Annotated in this window: 19 protein-coding genes; 4 read left to right on the forward strand and 15 right to left on the reverse strand. The window is 58.6% G+C overall.

Going from position 1 to position 19229, the window contains the following annotated elements:
* Positions 1-323 precede the first annotated feature (323 nt).
* The 6 genes from msrQ to ACIPY9_RS14255 form a co-directional block, all read right to left on the reverse strand.
* Complete coding sequence (gene msrQ / locus ACIPY9_RS14230) at positions 324-944, reverse strand: protein-methionine-sulfoxide reductase heme-binding subunit MsrQ (protein WP_400702117.1); 621 nt, start codon at positions 942-944, stop codon at positions 324-326.
* Entirely contained in the window at positions 944-1957 is a 1014-nt protein-coding gene (msrP, locus tag ACIPY9_RS14235; RefSeq protein ID WP_400702120.1) for a protein-methionine-sulfoxide reductase catalytic subunit MsrP, read from the reverse strand. Before msrP ends, msrQ begins: the two co-directional genes overlap by 1 nt.
* A gap of 63 nt (positions 1958-2020) precedes the next feature.
* A complete protein-coding gene (gene pssA, locus ACIPY9_RS14240; protein WP_400702122.1) occupies positions 2021-2878 on the reverse strand; it encodes a CDP-diacylglycerol--serine O-phosphatidyltransferase in 858 nt (285 codons plus the stop codon).
* A 146-nt stretch (positions 2879-3024) separates the two neighbouring features.
* Positions 3025-4041 (reverse strand): ketol-acid reductoisomerase, encoded by a 1017-nt coding sequence (gene ilvC / locus ACIPY9_RS14245; RefSeq protein ID WP_117166276.1) that lies wholly within the window; start codon positions 4039-4041, stop codon positions 3025-3027.
* A gap of 45 nt (positions 4042-4086) precedes the next feature.
* Positions 4087-4578: an acetolactate synthase small subunit gene (gene ilvN / locus ACIPY9_RS14250; protein WP_025258538.1), complete on the reverse strand. Its 492-nt coding sequence runs from the start codon at positions 4576-4578 to the stop codon at positions 4087-4089.
* A gap of 2 nt (positions 4579-4580) precedes the next feature.
* Positions 4581-6305: an acetolactate synthase 3 large subunit gene (locus tag ACIPY9_RS14255; protein WP_400702127.1), complete on the reverse strand. Its 1725-nt coding sequence runs from the start codon at positions 6303-6305 to the stop codon at positions 4581-4583.
* Positions 6306-6703: 398 nt separating this feature from the next.
* Here ACIPY9_RS14255 and ACIPY9_RS14260 point away from each other — a divergent pair, with 398 nt between their 5' ends.
* Complete coding sequence (locus tag ACIPY9_RS14260) at positions 6704-7123, forward strand: DUF4124 domain-containing protein (protein ID WP_400702130.1); 420 nt, start codon at positions 6704-6706, stop codon at positions 7121-7123.
* A gap of 13 nt (positions 7124-7136) precedes the next feature.
* On the opposite strand, the gene ACIPY9_RS14265 is transcribed toward ACIPY9_RS14260, so the two are convergent.
* From ACIPY9_RS14265 to mrcB, 3 genes are read right to left on the reverse strand one after another with little or no spacing between them, the layout of a single operon-like run.
* Positions 7137-7466, reverse strand: coding sequence for a YqcC family protein (locus ACIPY9_RS14265; RefSeq protein WP_400702133.1), 330 nt, complete (start codon positions 7464-7466; stop codon positions 7137-7139).
* Positions 7466-8185, reverse strand: coding sequence for a tetratricopeptide repeat protein (locus ACIPY9_RS14270; protein WP_400702136.1), 720 nt, complete (start codon positions 8183-8185; stop codon positions 7466-7468). The genes ACIPY9_RS14265 and ACIPY9_RS14270 overlap by 1 nt, the downstream gene beginning before the upstream one ends.
* 16 nt (positions 8186-8201) lie before the next feature.
* Positions 8202-10526, reverse strand: a complete 2325-nt coding sequence (gene mrcB, locus ACIPY9_RS14275; RefSeq protein WP_400702139.1) for a penicillin-binding protein 1B — start codon at positions 10524-10526, stop codon at positions 8202-8204.
* A gap of 131 nt (positions 10527-10657) precedes the next feature.
* On the opposite strand from mrcB, the gene ACIPY9_RS14280 reads away from it, so the two are divergent.
* Together ACIPY9_RS14280 and ACIPY9_RS14285 are read left to right on the forward strand one after the other, a co-directional pair.
* Positions 10658-12193 carry a bifunctional aminoglycoside phosphotransferase/ATP-binding protein gene (locus tag ACIPY9_RS14280; protein ID WP_400702142.1) on the forward strand — a complete coding sequence of 512 codons (1536 nt, stop codon included), beginning with the start codon at positions 10658-10660 and terminating at the stop codon, positions 12191-12193.
* A gap of 95 nt (positions 12194-12288) precedes the next feature.
* A complete protein-coding gene (locus tag ACIPY9_RS14285; RefSeq protein WP_400702145.1) occupies positions 12289-12633 on the forward strand; it encodes a pentapeptide repeat-containing protein in 345 nt (114 codons plus the stop codon).
* Positions 12634-12946: 313 nt separating this feature from the next.
* Here ACIPY9_RS14285 and deoC read toward each other — a convergent pair whose 3' ends face one another.
* The 4 genes from deoC to ACIPY9_RS14305 form a co-directional block, all read right to left on the reverse strand.
* The gene (gene deoC, locus ACIPY9_RS14290; protein WP_400702148.1) at positions 12947-13726 is read right to left on the reverse strand and encodes a deoxyribose-phosphate aldolase; all 780 of its coding nucleotides are present in this window, start codon (positions 13724-13726) and stop codon (positions 12947-12949) included.
* A 135-nt stretch (positions 13727-13861) separates the two neighbouring features.
* Complete coding sequence (locus ACIPY9_RS14295; RefSeq protein ID WP_400702151.1) at positions 13862-14629, reverse strand: heme ABC transporter ATP-binding protein; 768 nt, start codon at positions 14627-14629, stop codon at positions 13862-13864.
* Positions 14629-15666 carry a FecCD family ABC transporter permease gene (locus ACIPY9_RS14300; RefSeq protein WP_400702154.1) on the reverse strand — a complete coding sequence of 346 codons (1038 nt, stop codon included), beginning with the start codon at positions 15664-15666 and terminating at the stop codon, positions 14629-14631. Before ACIPY9_RS14300 ends, ACIPY9_RS14295 begins: the two co-directional genes overlap by 1 nt.
* On the reverse strand, positions 15663-16577 hold the full coding sequence (locus ACIPY9_RS14305; protein ID WP_400702157.1) for a hemin ABC transporter substrate-binding protein: 915 nt from the start codon (positions 16575-16577) through the stop codon (positions 15663-15665). Before ACIPY9_RS14305 ends, ACIPY9_RS14300 begins: the two co-directional genes overlap by 4 nt.
* Positions 16578-16849: 272 nt before the next feature.
* Between ACIPY9_RS14305 and ACIPY9_RS14310 the strand changes: the two genes are divergently transcribed.
* Positions 16850-17176, forward strand: a complete 327-nt coding sequence (locus ACIPY9_RS14310; RefSeq protein WP_400702160.1) for a Rieske (2Fe-2S) protein — start codon at positions 16850-16852, stop codon at positions 17174-17176.
* A 7-nt stretch (positions 17177-17183) separates the two neighbouring features.
* Here the strand turns inward: ACIPY9_RS14310 and sfsA are convergent, their stop codons facing one another.
* Together sfsA and ACIPY9_RS14320 are read right to left on the reverse strand one after the other, a co-directional pair.
* Positions 17184-17897: a DNA/RNA nuclease SfsA gene (gene sfsA / locus ACIPY9_RS14315; RefSeq protein ID WP_400702163.1), complete on the reverse strand. Its 714-nt coding sequence runs from the start codon at positions 17895-17897 to the stop codon at positions 17184-17186.
* The gene (locus ACIPY9_RS14320) at positions 17897-19069 is read right to left on the reverse strand and encodes a pyridoxal phosphate-dependent aminotransferase (protein WP_400702166.1); all 1173 of its coding nucleotides are present in this window, start codon (positions 19067-19069) and stop codon (positions 17897-17899) included. The genes sfsA and ACIPY9_RS14320 overlap by 1 nt, the downstream gene beginning before the upstream one ends.
* Between the last annotated feature and the right edge of the window lie 160 nt (positions 19070-19229).

A 19229-nucleotide genomic window follows, 5' to 3' on the forward strand; every position in this document is an offset into this window, starting at 1 on the left:
CCGAGGCGCGCATTCTACAGCGACCTCAGAATCTGTCAAGCGATTATTTTACGAAGTTTTCAAAATTTCTTTTTCAACTTCAATCACTTGCGCTTCGATCAACTACCTGTTGCTCGTCAGCGGGAGGCGAATTCTACAGCATCGCGAGACGCTGTCAAACCCTTTTCTCGAACCGCTTTCGACCCAACCGCGACCGAAGCCCTTCTGCGAAGCCTACCGTCAAAAACACTTATAAATCGTTGATTTATAAGGCTTTTTCAGATCCGTCTGCGCCAGAAGTGGGGCGAATTATAGAGACATTAAATCGCCCGTCAACACTTAATTCAGTTTTTTATCGGACCCGCTGATTTTCGGGCATTGAACCGAGGGATACGCCTGGCAATCGGCGGAATCCTGAGAAGCAGCAATGCAGCCCCTATCACGGCATATAAAGACCATTCCTTGAGATCCGCCCGGACTATCCAGAGCATATGCAGCAAGCCCAACCCCAGAATCACATAAACAAGCCGGTGGAGCTTCTTCCAACGCACGCCCAGACGACGCTGGCTGTAACGGTTGGAGGTCACGGCCAGCGCCAGCAATCCGAGGAAGCCCAGGCTCCCGACAATAATGTAAGGCCGCTTGACCAGTTCAACCCCTAACTGCCCCCAATCCAGCCCCAGGATAAACAGTGCATACATCGTCATGTGCAGCACAACATAAGCAAAGCACCACAGCCCCAACTGCCTGCGTACGGCAATCCATCCCGGCCAGCCGGTCACTCGCTGCAAAGGCGTCATCGCCAGGGTAATCAGAAGCAGAATCAAGGTCCCCAACCCATGATGATCGACCAACACCTTTCCTGGGTCAGGCCCCAGTGCAAATATCCAGGCCTGATACAACCAGAAAACGGGGAAAGCCCCGGCAGCCAGAAAAACGCCAATACGCCAGAACGGATATCGCATCAGTAATCCTTCCTCAGATCCATCCCGGTATATAGAGAGGCCACCTCTTCCCCATACCCGTTGAACATCTCGGTTTGACGAACATTAGGGCTAAACAGCCCGCTCGGCAGACGACGCTCACGGGCCTGTGTCCAGCGAGGGTGATCGACCGTCGGGTTCACGTTGGCATAGAAACCATATTCATTGGCCGCGATGCTTTGCCATGTGGTTTTCGGCTGCTCGCTGACCAGACTGATTCGCACGATGGACTTCACGCTCTTGAAGCCGTACTTCCAGGGAACCACCAGACGCAGCGGCGCACCGTTCTGACCAGGCAGCTCTCTTCCGTACATGCCCACGGCAAGGATGGCCAATGGATGCATCGCCTCATCCAGCCGCAACCCTTCGACATATGGCCAGTCGATCAAGGCAAAGTCGGAACGCTGCCCCGGCATGGACTGAGGATCCTTGAGCGTCTCAAAGCGGATATAACGGGCTTTGGAAGTCGGCTCCACCTGTTTGAGCAATGCCGAGATCGGGAAGCCGATCCAGGGAATGACCATCGACCACGCCTCCACGCAGCGAAGTCGATAGATGCGCTCCTCCAACTGGTAGGGTTTCATGAAGTCTTCCAGGGCATAACGACCCGGCTTGCCGACCTCACCATCGATAACCACGCTCCACGGCTCGGTCTTCAACGCCCCCGCATTACGAGCCGGATCGCCTTTGTCGGTCCCGAGTTCATAGAAGTTGTTGTAGTGAGTGGCATCCTTGAAGGGCGTGATCGCCTCGTCCTTGACGTTGACGGCCTGCCATTGAGTGCCCGGCAGCTTCTCGGAAAACCAGGCCGGCGCCTTCCCCGCCTCGACATCGGCGTACCGGGACGGATCCTGCGCATTCGCCAGCCGCGGCATGGCCGTCACCGCCAGCCCGGCAAGCGAACCGGCAAGCAATGCACGACGAGAAAGGTAGATGTCTTCAGGTGTAACGTCCGACTCTCTGGAGTCGGACGTCGAGGGGAGTTTGATTAGCATGATGACTCCGTAAACGGGGTGAGCTGATGCACCTGTTATTTACGGAGTATGAGGGATATCCGATCACTCGGCGTTTTTATGCCGACGAAGATGTAACAGGTACTGAACAGGTCCGGATAGCGCATAACCGAGGAATATCAACAGCAAAATGCGCGGAGGATCGCTGAACACCACTGCGAACACCAATACGACCACCAGAATCGCAACAAACGGCACCCGACCTCTCAGGTCCAGTTCCTTGAAGCTGTTGTACTTGATGTTGCTGACCATCAGCATGCCTGCTGCCGCGACCAGCAAGGCCACCAGGAAAGACAGCTTCGAGCCCTGGATTCCGAAGTCGCTGAACGCCCAGACGGTTCCCGCCACGACACCCGCCGCCGCCGGGCTCGCAAGACCGATGAAGTAGCGCTTGTCAGCCTTGCCCACCTGGGTATTGAAACGAGCAAGTCGCAACGCCGCGCCCGCCACATAGATGAAGGCGACCATCCAGCCGACCTTGCCCATGTCGCCCAGCGCCCAGCCGAATGCCAGCAATGCCGGAGCAACACCAAAGGCAACCATGTCGGACAGGGAGTCGTATTCGGCGCCAAAAGCACTCTGAGTATTGGTCATGCGTGCAACACGACCGTCAAGACCGTCGAGCACCATGGCCACGAAGATCGCGATGGCTGCGAATGCAAAATACTTGCTTGCCGCAGCCGTGTCCCCAGCGCTCAAGGCGCTCTGGGCACTCATGGAACTGATAATGGAATAAAAGCCCGCGAACAGGTTCGCAGTGGTGAACAGGTTAGGCAGCAGATAGATGCCGCGGTGACGGACCTTGCGCCCTTCGGCGTCATGGCCTTCCTCTACATGTTCATCGATAGGCAGCAGACTTTCGGCGTCAGAGGCCTTGTTTGGCTCTTCAGGACGTTCGCTCATGGACATTACCTTGCAGCGGTGTGAAAAGGTTCGACAGGGGTCTGCGACGAGGGTTCGTCGACAAACGATGCAGCTTTATACCAGACCCTGACCCCATAACGAAAAAACGCGGCCGATTGGCCGCGTCCTTTCAGAACGGAAGAACCTTAGTTCTTGTTCTTGTCGACGATCTTGTTCGCCGCGATCCAAGGCATCATGGAGCGCAGTTGTTCGCCGATGATTTCGATGCCGTGAGCAGCGTTGTTACGACGCTTGGCAGTCATCGATGGGTAGCCGGTAGCGCCTTCGCTGATGAACATCTTCGCGTATTCGCCGTCCTGGATGCGCTTCAGAGCGTTGCGCATGGCCTGACGGGATTCGGCGTTGATGACTTCAGGGCCGGTCACGTACTCGCCGTACTCGGCGTTGTTGGAGATCGAGTAGTTCATGTTGGCGATACCGCCTTCGTACATGAGGTCAACGATCAGTTTCAGTTCGTGCAGGCACTCGAAGTAAGCCATTTCCGGCGCGTAGCCCGCTTCAACCAGAGTCTCGAAGCCAGCCTTGACCAGTTCAACGGTACCGCCGCACAGAACGGCTTGTTCGCCGAACAGGTCGGTTTCGGTTTCGTCCTTGAACGTGGTTTCGATGATACCGGTACGGCCACCGCCAACGCCCGAAGCGTAGGACAGAGCGACGTTCTTGGCGTTGCCCGAAGCGTCCTGGTAAACAGCGATCAGGTCAGGGATACCGCCGCCCTTGACGAACTCGGTACGTACGGTGTGGCCTGGAGCCTTTGGCGCGATCATGATCACGTCCAGATCAGCGCGTGGCACGACCTGGTTGTAGTGAATCGCGAAGCCGTGGGAGAAAGCCAGGGTTGCGCCTTTCTTCAGGTTCGGCTCGATTTCGTTCTTGTACAGCTGGGCCTGGAATTCGTCCGGGGTCAGGATCATGACCAGGTCGGCAGCAGCAACGGCGGAAGCAACGTCAGTCACTTTCAGGCCATGAGCTTCAGCCTTGGCGACAGTAGCCGAACCTTTACGCAGGCCAACAGTGACATCAACGCCGGAGTCTTTCAGGTTGCACGCTTGAGCGTGGCCCTGGGAACCGTAGCCGATGATGGCGACTTTCTTGCCCTGGATGATCGAAAGGTCACAGTCTTTGTCGTAAAAAACTTTCATGGAATTCCCCTGTTATCTAGGCCTTCAGGCCATTTGCTAAATGAGTTAGATGCTCAGCACTTTGTCGCCACGGGCAATGCCCGTCACGCCACTGCGTACTGTTTCCAGGATAGCGGCGGTGCCGATGGCCTGAATGAAGCTGTCCAGTTTGTCGCTTGTACCACTCAACTGTACGGTGTACACGCTGGCCGTCACGTCAACGATCTGCCCACGGAAGATGTCCGTGGTGCGTTTGATCTCGGCACGCTGCGCGCCGGTGGCCTTGACCTTGACCAGCATCAGTTCACGCTCGATGTGAGCGCTCTCGGAGAGATCGACCAGCTTGACCACTTCAACCAGTTTATTGAGGTTCTTGGTGATCTGCTCGATCACCTCATCGTGACCGACAGTGGTCAACGTCAGACGCGACAGGGTCGGGTCTTCGGTCGGAGCCACGGTCAGGCTTTCGATGTTGTAGTTACGCTGCGAAAAGAGTCCGACGACACGAGACAACGCACCCGGTTCGTTTTCCAGCAACAAGGAAATGATGTGCCGCATGATTATGTCCGCTCCGTCTTGCTCAACCACATATCGCGCATGGAGCCGTCCTTGATCTGCATCGGATAGACGTGCTCGGTCACATCGACCTGGATATCGAGGAACACCAGGCGATCCTTCATGGCAAAGGCTTCTTCCATCTTCGGCTTCAGGTCTTTCAGGTCGGTGACCCGAATACCCACGTGCCCATAGGACTCGACCAGTTTCACGAAGTCAGGCAGCGACTCCATATAGGAATGCGAGTGACGAGCGCCGTAGCTCATGTCCTGCCACTGACGGACCATGCCGAGCACGCCGTTGTTGAGCAGGATGATCTTCACGGGCAGACCGTATTGCAGACAGGTCGACAGTTCCTGGATGTTCATCTGGATGCTGCCTTCGCCGGTAACACAGGCGACGTCCGCATCCGGGAAGCTCAGCTTGACGCCCATGGCCGCCGGGAAACCGAAGCCCATGGTGCCCAGGCCACCGGAGTTGATCCAGCGATTAGGCTTGTTGAAGCGGTAGTACTGAGCCGCGAACATCTGATGCTGGCCCACGTCGGAAGAAACGTAGGCATCGCCCTTGGTCACTTCGCACAGGGTTTCGATCACGGTCTGAGGCTTGATGACACTGCCATCGCCACGGTTGTAGGGGAACAGGTCGCCGCCGGCACGCCACTCGTCGATCTGTTTCCACCAGGCCGCGACGGACTCCTTGTTCGGGGTCTCGCCGATATCCTTGAGTGTGGCGACCATTTCGGTCAGCACGCTCTCGACCGGCCCGACGATAGGCACGTCGGCCTTGATGGTCTTGGAGATCGAAGCCGGGTCGATATCGATGTGGATGATCTTGGCGTTCGGGCTGAACTTGCTGGCACCGTTGATGACACGGTCATCGAAACGTGCGCCCACGGCCAGGATCACATCAGTGTGGTGCATGGCCAGGTTGGCGGTGTAGCTGCCGTGCATGCCGAGCATGCCCACGAACTGGCGGTCGGTGCCCGGATAGCTGCCGAGGCCCATCAGGGTGTTGGTAACAGGGGCGTTGAGCAGTCGGGCCAGTTCGGTCAACTGGTCGGAACCGTTGCCCATCACCACGCCACCACCGGCGTAGATGATCGGACGCTTGGCAGCCACCAGCATTTCGACGGCCTTGCGGATCTGCCCCGAGTGACCACGAACGGCCGGGCTGTAGGAGCGCAGCTTGGCTTTTTTCGGGAAAACGTATTCGTATTTCTCGGCCGGGTTGGTCATGTCTTTCGGAATATCGACAACGACAGGACCTGGACGACCGGACTGCGCCAGATAGAAGGCCTTCTTCAGGACTTCCGGGATTTCCGAGGGATGCTTGATCATGAAGCTGTGCTTCACAATAGGCCGGGAGATACCGATCATATCGGTCTCCTGGAAGGCATCAGTGCCCACCAGTGTGCTGGCAACCTGACCTGACAACACCACCATCGGGATGGAGTCCATGTAGGCAGTGGCAATACCGGTGATGGCATTGGTTGCACCTGGACCGGACGTCACCAGAACCACGCCAGCCTTGCCGGTCGCACGGGCATAGCCATCGGCCATGTGCGTGGCAGCCTGCTCATGACGAACGAGAATATGGTTTACAGCCGGCTCTTTGAACAGTGCGTCGTAGACATGCAGGAGGGCACCACCCGGATACCCGTAAATGTACTTAACGCCTTCGTCACGCAGGAAGCGGACGACCATTTCAGCGCCAGATAAAAGCTCCACGTTGTTCACCTCTAAAACGCCAGAATACCGCCCAATCCGGGGCGGGTCTTATTAGGTTTACTGCCAAGCAGAGCATGAGCGACGGTGGTCGCCGACTACGTCAGCACTGACTGAGCAAGTATTGGGATGTCCCTGAGTGTTGCGGAACATTCCCACCCAGCGCGAGGTAACGCGTTGCGGGTGTTACAGGTCGGCGCGGGTGTGCGCCTCATGATCTACCGAGACGGTCTGCTTCTGGCAGTCCTTCTACAGCGAACTTTGAATTGTTGTGATTCGCCCCCCGCAAGTCAAGTCATCCGTGAGCTTTCTTCAAGGCAGTACCTCTTCGATGCACTCATTCGGACTCACGGATGCGGTTATGGTAGTTTGGCGCAGCACTGATTTTTCAAGGAAGCACTATGCGCTGGATGACCCTCGCAGCTGCACTCACGATGGCGGCAGGTATTACCGCCCATGCAGCCCCGATCTATAAATGGGTCGATGCTCAAGGGGTGACTCACTTCGATGCTCAACCGCCAGCAGGCCAGACGGTACAAGAGATCAATGTGCAGAGACCGCCACCGCCTCCTGTCGCGCCATCGGCTATCGAAGCCGACCCACAACAGCAGGAAATCGATGCACGGGTCAAGAAACAGGTGAAAGTCCAGGAAGCCAGGCTGGCCGAGAACTGTGAAATCATGCGTAACAACCTCGCGCTGTTGCAGAACAACCCGAGAGTGCGTGCGCAGACCGAAGGGGGAACAAAGCGCCTGACGGAAGATGAGCGAAAGGCGCGTATTGCCGAGACAGAAAAGAGCATCGCCGAATTCTGTCGCTAGCGGATGCGATGAATCAGCGGGCTTCGGTGATCAATTGATCGAACCGGGCCAGACGCTCCTGTAACTGCCGGGTTTCACCCTGGCGCGTCGAATAGACCATCTCGGCCATTTCCAGAATTCCCGAGGCATTGGGCAAGGGCAGATTCTGTTCCAGGATGATTTTCATCCTGGGCAGGAAAATCCATTGCAGCCATTGCTCGAACTCCAGAGTATCGACACAGAACGGCTCCTTGCTGGACAGGGCCAGCTCGCTGGGTGGCGTCTCATCCCACCAACCCAGCACACGCAGTTCCCGTTCGATCAGCAACAGTTGCTCAGCCACTTCAGGCAGACGCTTGTCCATCAGAGAACCTGTGCCTTTTGACGAGCCAATGCCGCACCTGCCGAATCACCCTGTTTCTCACGCGACTGGGCAATCAGTTCCCAAAGGCTCGATTGCAGGCTGGCGCGACCGCTGGCATAGGTCAGGCCACGACGGGCCAGTTGCTCGGCCTGCGCCGCATCACCCTGAGCCAGACGCACCTGCGCCAGACGATAAAGCACTTGAGGCTCGCGCGGTGCCACACGCTGGGCACGCTCAAGACTCGACGAAGCGCCATTGAGGTCTCCGCTGCCTTGCTGTTGCTGAGCGGTGGTCAACAACGCCAATACCGGGCCATCCAGTTGCTCGTCGGCCGACAGACCGCCCGAGCTGGAAGGAATGCCGCTCGGTGCCGAGGTGCTCGGCATGCTGTAGTTGTTCATGGGCGCCGAACTGATCGGTGCCTGGGAAACCGGCGGCGTATCGATCGTGAACGATGACTGGGCCGCAGGCGCAGAGAAGCTCTGGCTCGCAGAACCGCCCGGAACCATCACGACAACACCGGAATCCTGCGGCACGGCCTGAGCCTGCGCAGCCTGGGCGGTGTTGGCTCGATAAGCCGTGTTACGCGAAGCCGAAACACGCTCGCTGTTAGAAACCTTGGAGCCCGAATCCACGACCGGGATCGAGCCACGTTGCACACTGGCACAACCATTGAGCAATGCCAGCGCCGTTAAAGCCGGAATCCACCATGTTTTCACGTCACACCCTCATCACTTAGTTCAACCAACCCTTGACCCAATCCATCACTTCAGTGGCGGGTGCCGGGCTACCGCTGCATGTTTCACCGGGCTGCGGCTCACTGCCGCGAATATACGGCATCTGTACGGCATTCGGGCAGTTGGCATCCGATCCCTGACCGGTCTGCGCATTGACCCAGGACTGAACCACGTTGTCCGGCAGCGCCATGTCCAGCGGCAGCGGATCGGCCTTGCGCATGAAACTGGTCCAGACCTGCAGGGCACCGCTGGCTCCCGTGAAAGGCGTCTTGCCGTTATCGTCACGCCCCATCCACACGACAGCCAGCAAATCCTGACTGAAGCCTGCAAACCAGCTGTCTCGCGAATCGTTACTGGTACCGGTCTTACCCGCCAGATTCAGCGACGCAGGCAGTACGTTGTACACCGACTTGGCCGTCCCTTCCCGCATCACCCGCTGCATGGCGTTCTGCACCAGATAGATCGCTCCCGGATCGAAACGCTGCTCGATCTGGAACGGATAGCGCTTGAGCGGCTCACCCTCGGCCGTCAACACACTGCGGATACCGCGCATGGGCGTATTGAAGCCGCCACTGGCAATCGTCTGATACATCGTGGCGACTTCCATCGGGCTCAACCCGCCAGCCCCCAGAAGCATCGAAGGATAGGCCGGCCACTCACGTGTCACGCCCAGCTTCGCCAGGGTCTTGAATACATTGGGCACGCCCAGTTCAAGGCCCAGCTTGGCCGTCGACAGGTTGTAGGAGTGAGCCAGCCCTTGGTACAGGAAAATATTACCGTGCGACTTGCGGTCGTAATTCTGCGGTTTCCAGACCTGGCCATCGGCACCTTTGACCTGGAACGGTTCGTCGGCCACCCAACTGGTCAGGGTGTACTGGCTCGGACGTTCCAGCGCGGTGAGATAGATCGCCGGCTTGACCAGCGAGCCGATCGGCCGCACCGCATCGATGGCGCGGTTGAAACCGGCAAAACCGGCCTGACGACTGCCCAGCAGAGCCTGCACTTCTCCTGTCTCGGGGTTGGTCACGACCATGGCCGCTTCCACCTCGTCCGAGCCCTTGCGCCCGGTCAGGCGCTTGAACGTATCGTCCATGGCCGCCTGGGATTTCATCTGCAGGATCGGATCGAAGCTGGTGAAGATGCGCAGCCCTTCTTCGGTCAAGTCCTCGTCGCGGTAGTCTTCACGCAACTGACGCTTGACCAGATCCAGGAACGCCGGGAACGAGCTGTCCGCCAGACTGCCGGTTTTGGTCACGCCCAGAGGCATCTTCTTGGCAGCCTCGACGACCTGTGCCGTAGCGACACCTTGCTGCTCCAGCAGGTCGAGAACCAGGTTTCGACGTTCCAGCGCACGCTCGGGATTGCGGCGCGGGTTGTAATAGGAAGGCCCTTTGACCAGCCCGACCAGCAACGCCACCTGATGAATCTTCAGCTCCGACAGCGGCTGGCTGAAAAAGTACTGGCTGGCCAGACCGAAACCGTGCACCGCACGCTGACCGTCCTGACCGACGAACACTTCATTGAGGTAGGCCTCAAGAATTTCCTGCTTGCTGTAATGCAGCTCCAGCAGCACCGACATCATGGCTTCGGTCAGTTTACGGGTGAGGCTGCGCTCGTTGGTCAGGTAGAAGTTCTTGACCAACTGCTGGGTCAGCGTACTGCCGCCCTGGCGCATCTGCCCTTGCGACGTGTTGACCCAGAGGGCACGTGCGATGGACTTGGGAGAGACCCCGAAATGGTGATAGAAGTCCCGGTCCTCGACCGTGACGAGTGCATCGAGCAGATAAGGCGGTGCCTGATCGAGCTTGATCAGGATGCGGTCTTCCAGATTCTTCGGATACAGGCCGCCGATCATCAACGGCTCAAGCCTGGCCACTGCGAGTTTTGCACCGTTGCTGCCTGAAGTCAGGTCCGCCACATAATCGCCGGAAAAACGCACGCGCACCTGCTGGGCCGGATCGGTGCCTTCATAGAATTGAAAGCCGCGCGTGTTGAGATCCACGGTGTTGCCGTTGACCGAAGCCGCACCCGGACCATTGGCAACGCTTTCGCGGCGATAGCCCAGCGCATCGAGTTCGATGAGGAAGTCGTCGCGGCTCAGCTTCTGCCCGACAAACAGCTCCAGAGGCCGGGCATACACCTTGGCGGGAATGGTCCAGCGCTTGCCGGAAAACTTCTCCTGGACGACGGCATCTAGGTAAACGGCAACGCAGGCCAGGGCTACAAAGCCGACAATACCGAGCTTCAACGCCCAGCCCATCCACTTGCGAAGACTGCCGGAAGTTTGTTTTTTAGCTTTACGAGATGTGCGAGATCGAGTCATGGCCGCGGATTATACGCACTTTGCCGACAGCCGACAGGCACCCGGGCAAGCGGTTTGCAGCCTTGCGTCGAGCGGCCATAATGGCGGGCCTGAGCAATTACATTTCTGAATCTACTCTTGAAGGATCGTCCGTGAGCCAGTCACTGATTGCAGCGCTGCAAAACCCCGCCCTCTTCCCTCATCCGGTGGAGAGTTTCCAGGTTATAGAGACGCACATTTCATGGGTCCTGCTCACCGGCACCTATGTCTACAAATTCAAGAAGCCTGTGAATTTCGGCTTCCTTGATTTCACGACACTCGATGCCCGCAAACACTTCTGCCATGAAGAACTGCGCCTGAACCAGCGCCTGACAGAAGGCCTTTACCTGGAAGTGATCCCGGTCACCGGCTCGGCGGAAGCGCCACAACTGGGCGGCGACGGAGAAGTCATCGAGTACGCCCTCAAGATGCGCCAGTTCTCGCAAGACGGCCTGCTCAGCACCCTGCAAGCCAATGGCGAACTGACCACCGGCCACATCGATGAACTGGCCCGGCAGATTGCTGAATTCCATCTCAGCGCGCCGCAGGTAACCACTGAAAATGAGCTGGGCTCGCCTGACAGCGTCATGGCCCCAGTCCTGCAAAACTTTGAGCAGATTCGCCCGCTCATCAGCGAAAATGCCGATCTGCAGCAACTCGATTCCTTACAGGCATGGGCCGAGTCGAGCTTCGAGCGCCTGAAACCCCTCCTGGCCCAGCGCAAGGCAGAGGGCTTCATTCGTGAATGTCATGGTGACATTCACCTGGGGAACGCGACGGTCATCGATGGCAACGTGGTGCTGTTCGACTGCATCGAATTCAACGAGCCCTTCCGCATGACCGATGTCTACGCCGACATCGGCTTCCTCGCCATGGACCTGGAAGATCGCGGCCTGAAATCCCTGTCCCGGCGCCTCATCAGCCAATACCTGGAATTGAGTGGCGACTATCAGGGCCTCGAAGTGCTCAACTTCTATAAAGCCTATCGCGCCATGGTCCGCGCCAAGGTCGCCCTGTTCAGCCAGCCGGCGGATGCCGACGGCGTCCAGCGCGCCGCGACCCTGCGCCAATACCGCAACTATGCAAACCTGGCAGAGAGCTACAGTGCGATCCCGTCCAGCTTCCTGGCCATCACCCATGGCGTCTCTGCCGTCGGCAAGAGCCACGTGGCAATGCGACTGGTCGAAGCGCTCGGAGCCATTCGCCTGCGTTCGGATGTCGAGCGCAAGCGCCTGTTCACGGAACAGGCCGGGCTTTACAGCGCCGACGCGAGCAAAGCGACCTATGACCGCCTGCATCAATTGGCCGAGACGGTTCTGCGTGCAGGTTTCTCAGTTGTGATCGACGCCACGTATTTAAAGCAGGAACACCGTAATGCTGCGGCCAAAGCTGCCGAAACAACGGGTGTGCCTTTTCTGATTCTGGATTGCGAAGCGCCGCAGGCGGTCATCGCCGGCTGGCTCAAGCAGCGTCAGGAGCAGAACAATGACCCTTCAGATGCCACTCTGGAAGTCATCGAAGCCCAGCAGGCCAGCCGCGAACCACTGACCGCGGATGAAATCCTGTGCAGCAAGCACATTGAAACCAACAAAAGCAGCGACCTGGATGAGCTTGTGGATAACCTTCGCCAGCGCTTGCCAGGCCTGTGACACAACCGTCGAGCCGTTTAGCAGGTAGCGCTTCACGGCTCGACAATGATGGCGATATAATGGCGTCATAATTCCAACGTACCCCAGAGGCACCCATGAGCCAGCCCAAACAGCTCGATTCGCCGCTTTACATGCTGTTGCGTAGAGATGATATCGAAGGCTTCAACCAGGAGAAGCCCAAAACCGGCACGATCGATATGGCCGGCGGTGACTTCCGGGGGCTGGACTTGCGAGCGCTTGACCCGACAGGCATCGACTTCACCGATGCCTACTTCCGGTCAGCCGACCTTCGCGGCCTGGACTTGCGCCATACGCCACTGGAAGGTGCAAGCATTGCGCATGCACAGATTTCAGGAGTCTTCTTTCCGCCAGAGTTGTCGGCAGATGAAATCCGGATGTCCGTGACCTTCGGCACCCGGATGCGCTACCACACACGCTGAGCCGTCGCACGAATCAAGCCCGCATGCGCAAGGCATGCCGGGCTTGTGCGGCATTGATTCTCTCTCCCACTCCACTCCCCCGCTTCAGGCATTCACGTATGCACGGGCTTGCTTGCGTGCGCCCTGCTCATTCGCGAAAAAAGAGTTGTTGACTTAGAAATGAGAATCGTTATGATTATCACAACCGGTCGCGAGACTGGCCGATAACCTGAAAGACCTTGGTTCGGACTTTCAGATTATCTCCTCATCAGGCTAATCACGGTTTTTGACCCGGCTTTTTGCCGGGTCTTTTTTTGGCCGTCCGAAAGTGCCATCAAAGCCGGCTGGCGTTCTCCTCCTGTACCCCCAGCCGCACCAACAAATCGTCCAGCAAGCCCGAAGAGCCCAGTCGAACCCTGTCCACATTGAGCCACTGCGGTCCGAACCGGGCGTGCGCCATTTTCAGAAAGGTCCCTGCATCATCAAAGGTGCGAATGCCTCCGGCGATCTTGAAACCGACCTGCCCTCCCACTTCGGCAACCGACTCAAGAATGATGCGGGCCGCCTGGGAAGTCGTCACGGCAAGCCCTTTGCCAGTGCCACTCTTGATGAAATCGGCCCCCGATAGAATCGCGTTTCGACAGGCCTGAAGAATCATTTGCGGATCACGCAGATCACCGGTTTCGAGGGTGACCGTCAACTTCACACGGCTGCCACAGACCTCCTTGCAGGCCGCGATCATCTGCAACCCGGTCTGCTGATCACCTGACAGAAGCGCACGAAAGGGATACACGACATCAACCTCATCGGCACCGGATATCACTGCGGCACGCGTCTCGGCTAACACCGGTTCAAGGCTGGAACCGCCGTAAGGGAAATTGACCAGCGCCACCACCCGAATGGCCGGTGCAAACAAACGATCGAGGGAAGTCCGGGCCAGGCATACGAAACGCGAATGCACACAGACGGCGGCGACAGGCCCCACCGGGGTCAGCGCACGCTGACACATCCCCACAATTCGCTGCTCGGTGTCACCGCTGTTAAAGGCAAACAGGTCAATGAGGCTCAAGGCATGAAGAGCCAGTTGCTCATCTTCTACGGTCATTTCTCTCATGGCGTCCCGCTCCCGAAAACATGGGCGGACAATATACGAGCCCGAATCTCAAGGGCTGAGCACGCCACAACCTGGGAAATGAACTACATGAAGAAAGGAAAAGACTGAGCCAAAGTCGTCCCTTGAAAGCACAAGTCAACGCGCAATGATCAGCGGATGCCCCCGTTCAGGGTGAGCCGTCACCAACACGTCCAGACCGAATACGTCCTTGAGTGCATCGGACTGCAGAACAACTTCGGGGCAATCCAGCGAATAGGCCCTTCCCGCATTGAGCAGCAAAAGCCGATCACAGTAACGAGCGGCCAGATTCAGGTCATGCAGAACGACCAGCACCGCCCCTCCCCGGTCGGCAAAGTCACGAACAGCCTGCAAGGTCGTGTGTTGATGCAAAGGATCGAGCATCGAGGTCGGCTCATCGAGCAACAACGTGCAACCCTGTGTGCCAGGCCATAATTGCGCCAGCACCCGCGCCAGATGCACGCGCTGACGCTCACCGCCCGACAGAGCCATATAACTGCGCCCGGCGAGGTGCAGGGCATCGGCCGCCTGAAGGGCCTCGCGCACGATCCCTTCATCGATTTCGCGACCGGTGTCATGAGGCAGACGCCCCATTGCGACCACTTCATCGACACGGAACGAGAAACTCAGGGTCGAACTTTGCGGCAATACCGCCAGACTTCGCGCCCGCGCAGCCCCCTCCCACCGGGCAAGCGGGCGCTGCTCCAGCCAGACCTCACCGGTCGTGGGCTTGAGCTCACCACTCAGCGCCGCCAACAACGTACTTTTGCCTGCGCCATTGGGCCCGAGCACGCCCAGGATCTGTCCCGGCAGCACTTGCAGATCGATATCGGCCAGAACAGTCTGTCCGCCCCGACAGATGCACAGATTTTCGGCTCGCAACATCAACTGCGTCCTCGTATCAGCAAATACAGGAAGAAAGGTGCTCCCAACAATGCCGTGACGATACCGATGGGAAGTTCGGCAGGCGCCATCACAATGCGCGAAAAAATATCGGCCAACAGCAGCAGGCCGGCGCCCGCCAGCGCAGACGCGGGTAAAAGCACCCGGTGATCCGGCCCCGCCACCAATCGCACCAGATGCGGCACGATCAGCCCGATGAAACCGATCATGCCGGCAGCCGCTACCGCAACGCCGACCCCCAGTGCCGTGCAGAAAACCAGTTCGCGCTTGAGCACTTCAACGTTGATCCCGAGATGCCGCGCCTCAGACTCCCCCAGCAACAAGGCATTCAAAGCCTCGGCCCGGCGCGGTAACCAGAAAATGATGAACACGCCTACCAGCAGTAACGGCCATAGCCTTATATAAGAAGCACCGTTGAGGCTGCCCATGTTCCAGAAAGTAAGGGTCCGAAGAGTGGCATCATCGGCCAGGTAGGTCAGTAGACAGATGATCGCCACCGATAAGGCTGTCAGCGCAATACCGGCCAATAACATGGTTGCCACACTGGTCTGGCCATCGCGCCGTCCCAAACGGTACACCACGCTGGTTACGACCAGACCGCCTGCCACGGCGCAGACGGACAAGAGATAAGGAGCGATCGCATCCGGGACATTGCCCCATAACGTAACGCCAACGATTGCCAGTGCCGCCCCCAGAGAAGCCCCGCTGGAAACACCGACCAACCCCGGGTCAGCCAACGGATTGCGAAACAGCCCCTGCATCGCCACACCCGTCAACGCCAGCACAGCCCCTGCCGCCAACCCCAGCAAGGTCCGCGGCACACGTATCTGGCCGAGAATCAGTTCAGCCTGCTCGAGCCCTTCTCCTGCGACAGGCAATCCCGCCAGCCTCAAGGCCGCGCGCAGGGTATCGGATAGCGGCAAGCTCATTGGGCCAAGTGCCAGTGACAACCAGAATGAAACGAGACACAGAATGCTTAACCCGATAAACAGCACGCGCGGTGCTACCAGAGCCCTCATGGCTCAGACCGAACCGCAGCACTCAAGGGTCTGGCATCCGGATAAAACGCTTGAGACAGTTGTTGCAGGCTTTCGGGCAAACGAGGCCCCAGGCCGCCGACCAGCAGCGTCGGGTCCAGATCGAACAAACGCCCGTCCTTCGCCGCCGGTGTAGCGGCCAACGCCGGGTTCTCCTTGAACAGCGCCTTGCGTGCAGCCTCCCCGCGCAAGGTCCGGTCAGCCACGATCAGCACCTTGGGGCTCAGGCCAGCCATGGCTTCGACCGAAAACACTTTATAGCCGTCATGGGTCGCCAGGTTGTGACCGCCCGCCTGCCGGATCAGCCAGTCACCCGCCGTTCCCTTGCCAGCCACCATCGGCTTGCCACCGCCATGCCCGACCAACAGCAGAACACCCGGTGCCGCACTGCCCTTTTGAGCCTGGGCGATCCACACCTGCTGGTTATCCATCTGCTGTTGATAACTGTCGATCAAGCGGGCTGCACGGTCTGTATCTCCCAGCAGTGCCCCCAGGCGTTGCAGGTTGCTTTTCAGGGCGGCCATGTCCGGGTCGGCCGAGAAGGCTTCGACTTTCACGTTGGCAGCACGCAGTTGCGCCAGTACCGGCGGCGGCCCCATCTCTTCAGTGCCGACCAGCACATCCGGGCGCAGGCTGAGAATGCCTTCAGACGACAGTTGCCGCTGATAGCCGATGCTCGGCAATGACTTGAGCGATTCGGGATGCTGGCTGGTGGTGTCAACGCCCACCAGTCGGGCTTGAGCCCCCATTGCGACAACCCACTCGGTCAGGGCTCCGCCCGCACTGACCCAGCGTGAAGAGGTTTCCGGTGCGGCAGTCGGTGCGGCGTGCGCCAGCTGGCTGAAGACAATCCCGGCCATCGCTGCAAGCAAGCCACTGTTGAAAAATCGCATGAAGATTTCCTTTGAAGAAGCCCGGACCTTGGCGGTTGCGGCGAGGACCAGTGATTGGCAGAACGTTCAAGTCGCAACGCTCGACAGGAAGAGCGCGCAACGAGGGGCGAAATTGTCCGCGAACGTGCAGAATCAGCGGATTAAGATTGCATTAAGAGACCACTCGTCCCGGCGTCACTTCCTTAACGCCCGGCATACAAGTGGTCGGCTCAACGCAACAAAACCATTTGATAATTATTTGCATTTGAACGTCAAGCCAGATGGAGCCCCTTGTGAAGCATCTATGCGCCGCCACCGACCTTCCCGAATCGGAAAGTCGCGGGTTTGAAACGGAGGGGCTGAAGCTGCTGGCCGTACGACGCCAGGGTCAGGTATTCGTCTACAAGAACCGCTGCCCGCATCGTGGCATTGCACTGGAGTGGCAACCGGACCGGTTTCTGGATGACAGCGCCAGCCTGATCCAGTGCGCCACCCATGGCGCACTGTTTCTTGTCGAGAATGGCGAATGTGTTGCAGGGCCGTGTGAAGGTCAGTCACTGACCGCGATTGAATGCCGGGAAGACGCCGAAGGCATCTGGATCATGTTGCCGGACGATTGAGCGACGCTCACTCCAACCCCAGAATCTCCAGCCGCCTGTCGATACGGACCTCTTCAGGCGTCAGTTGCACACCATAGGCCAGCACCTCGACACCGGCCGCCACAGCCTCACGCAACGCAGCGGCATACGCCGGATCAACCTCCTGCGCAGGACGAACCGCCTCGATACCCGTGAGGTTCACGCAATACAGCAACACAGCCCGCACACCCTCGCGAGCGAGTGAGGCCAGCTCACGCAAATGCCGTGCGCCGCGCTGAGTGACCGCATCGGGAAAGGCCGCGACCGTCGACTCGTCGAACCCCAGCGTGACGCTCTTGACCTCGACATAGGCATAGCCCTCGGGGTATTCGAGACGAAAATCCACCCGGCTTTTTTCCTGCCCGTAAGCCACTTCACGCTTGAGCGCGGTAAAGCCGTTGAGTTCGCTGATCACGCCAGCCCGCAACGCTTCTTCGACCAGCGTATTGGCCCGGCCGGTATTAATGCAGGCCAGACGTCCCTGCGGTGTTTCGCTGATCTCCCACGTCCCGGGCAGCTTGCGCTTGGGGTCGTTGGAGCGGCTGAACCAGACGCGCCCGCCCGGCATCATGCAATTGAGCATCGAACCGGTATTGGGGCAATGGATGGTCAGTTGCTCGCCACTGTCGGTTTCAATATCGGCCAGGAAACGTTTGTAGCGAATCAGCAGGCGGCCTTGTTCGAGTTCAGGAGAAAAACGCATCAGCCTTTCCAGCTCCGCAAGCCACGGGCAATCCGCTCGACCGCCTCCTCGAGCCGGGGCAGGCTTTGGGTGTAGGCAAAGCGCACGTGATGCCCCGCCTGGAAGCGTCCGAAATCCAGCCCCGGCGTGAAGGCTATGTGCTCGGTTTCCAGAAAATGCCTGCAGAATTCATAGGCGTCGCCACCAAAAGCGCTGATATCGGCATACAGATAGAAAGCCCCTTCGGGCTCGACGGCGATACCGAAGCCCAGTTCGCGCAAGGCAGGCAACAGGAAATCCCGGCGGCGACCGAATTCGGCGCGACGCTGCTCGAAGATTTCAATCGTCTGCGGCTCGAAACAGGCAAGCGCCGCATATTGCGCCATGCTCGGCGCGCTGATGTAGAGGTTCTGCGCCAGTTTCTCCAGATCGGCAACCGCTTCGGCAGGTGCCACCAGCCAGCCCAGACGCCAGCCGGTCATTCCGAAATACTTTGAAAAGCTATTGAGCACGAAGGCATCGTTATCGACTTCCAGCACGCTGCTTGCGTCCACGCCGTAAGTCAGGCCGTGGTAGATCTCGTCCACCACCAGATGACCATTACGCGCCTTCACGGCGGTCGACAAGGCGGCCAGTTCGTCCGCATGCAACAAGGTGCCCGTCGGGTTGGCAGGCGACGCAACGAGCGCGCCGACACTGTCCTGATTCCAGTGTTGCGCGACCAGTCCGGGCGTCAATTGATAGCGTTCCTGCGGGCCGACCGGCACCAGTTGCGCTGCACCTTCCACCAGACGCAGGAAATGCCGGTTGCACGGATAACCGGGATCGGCCAACAGCCAGTGTTTGCCCGGATCGACCAGCAGACTGCTGGCCAGCAACAAGGCACCGGAACCGCCAGGTGTCACGAGAATGCGTTCGGGGTCGATATTCAGCCCATAGCGCCGGGCATAGAATCCGGCGATGGCCTGACGCAGCTCCGGCAAGCCACGCGCGGCGGTGTAACGGGTCTTGCCTGCCGCCAGAGCCGCCTGTCCGGCTGCAACGATGGGCTCTGCCGTCGTGAAATCGGGCTCGCCAATTTCCAGGTGAATGACATCGTGCCCCTCCGCCTGCAACTCGTTGGCCCGCGCCAAAAGCGCCATGACATGGAAAGGTTCGATGGCGCGACTGCGCTCGCTGTAAGGCTGGGCCATTTTTATTCCTTCAATCAAACCGGCATCCGAAACACAACGGTCATAAAAAAGTGGGCACGATTCTAACCAACCGTTTGCTGCGCGGTACTTTAAATCATGAAAGGGCAGAACTGGCCTGACAGAAAAATAAAATACCGGAGGCGGTGGCGAGCAATGAGTG

It is taken from the genome of Pseudomonas sp. NPDC089734 (genome assembly GCF_044748865.1).
Classification (GTDB): domain Bacteria; phylum Pseudomonadota; class Gammaproteobacteria; order Pseudomonadales; family Pseudomonadaceae; genus Aquipseudomonas.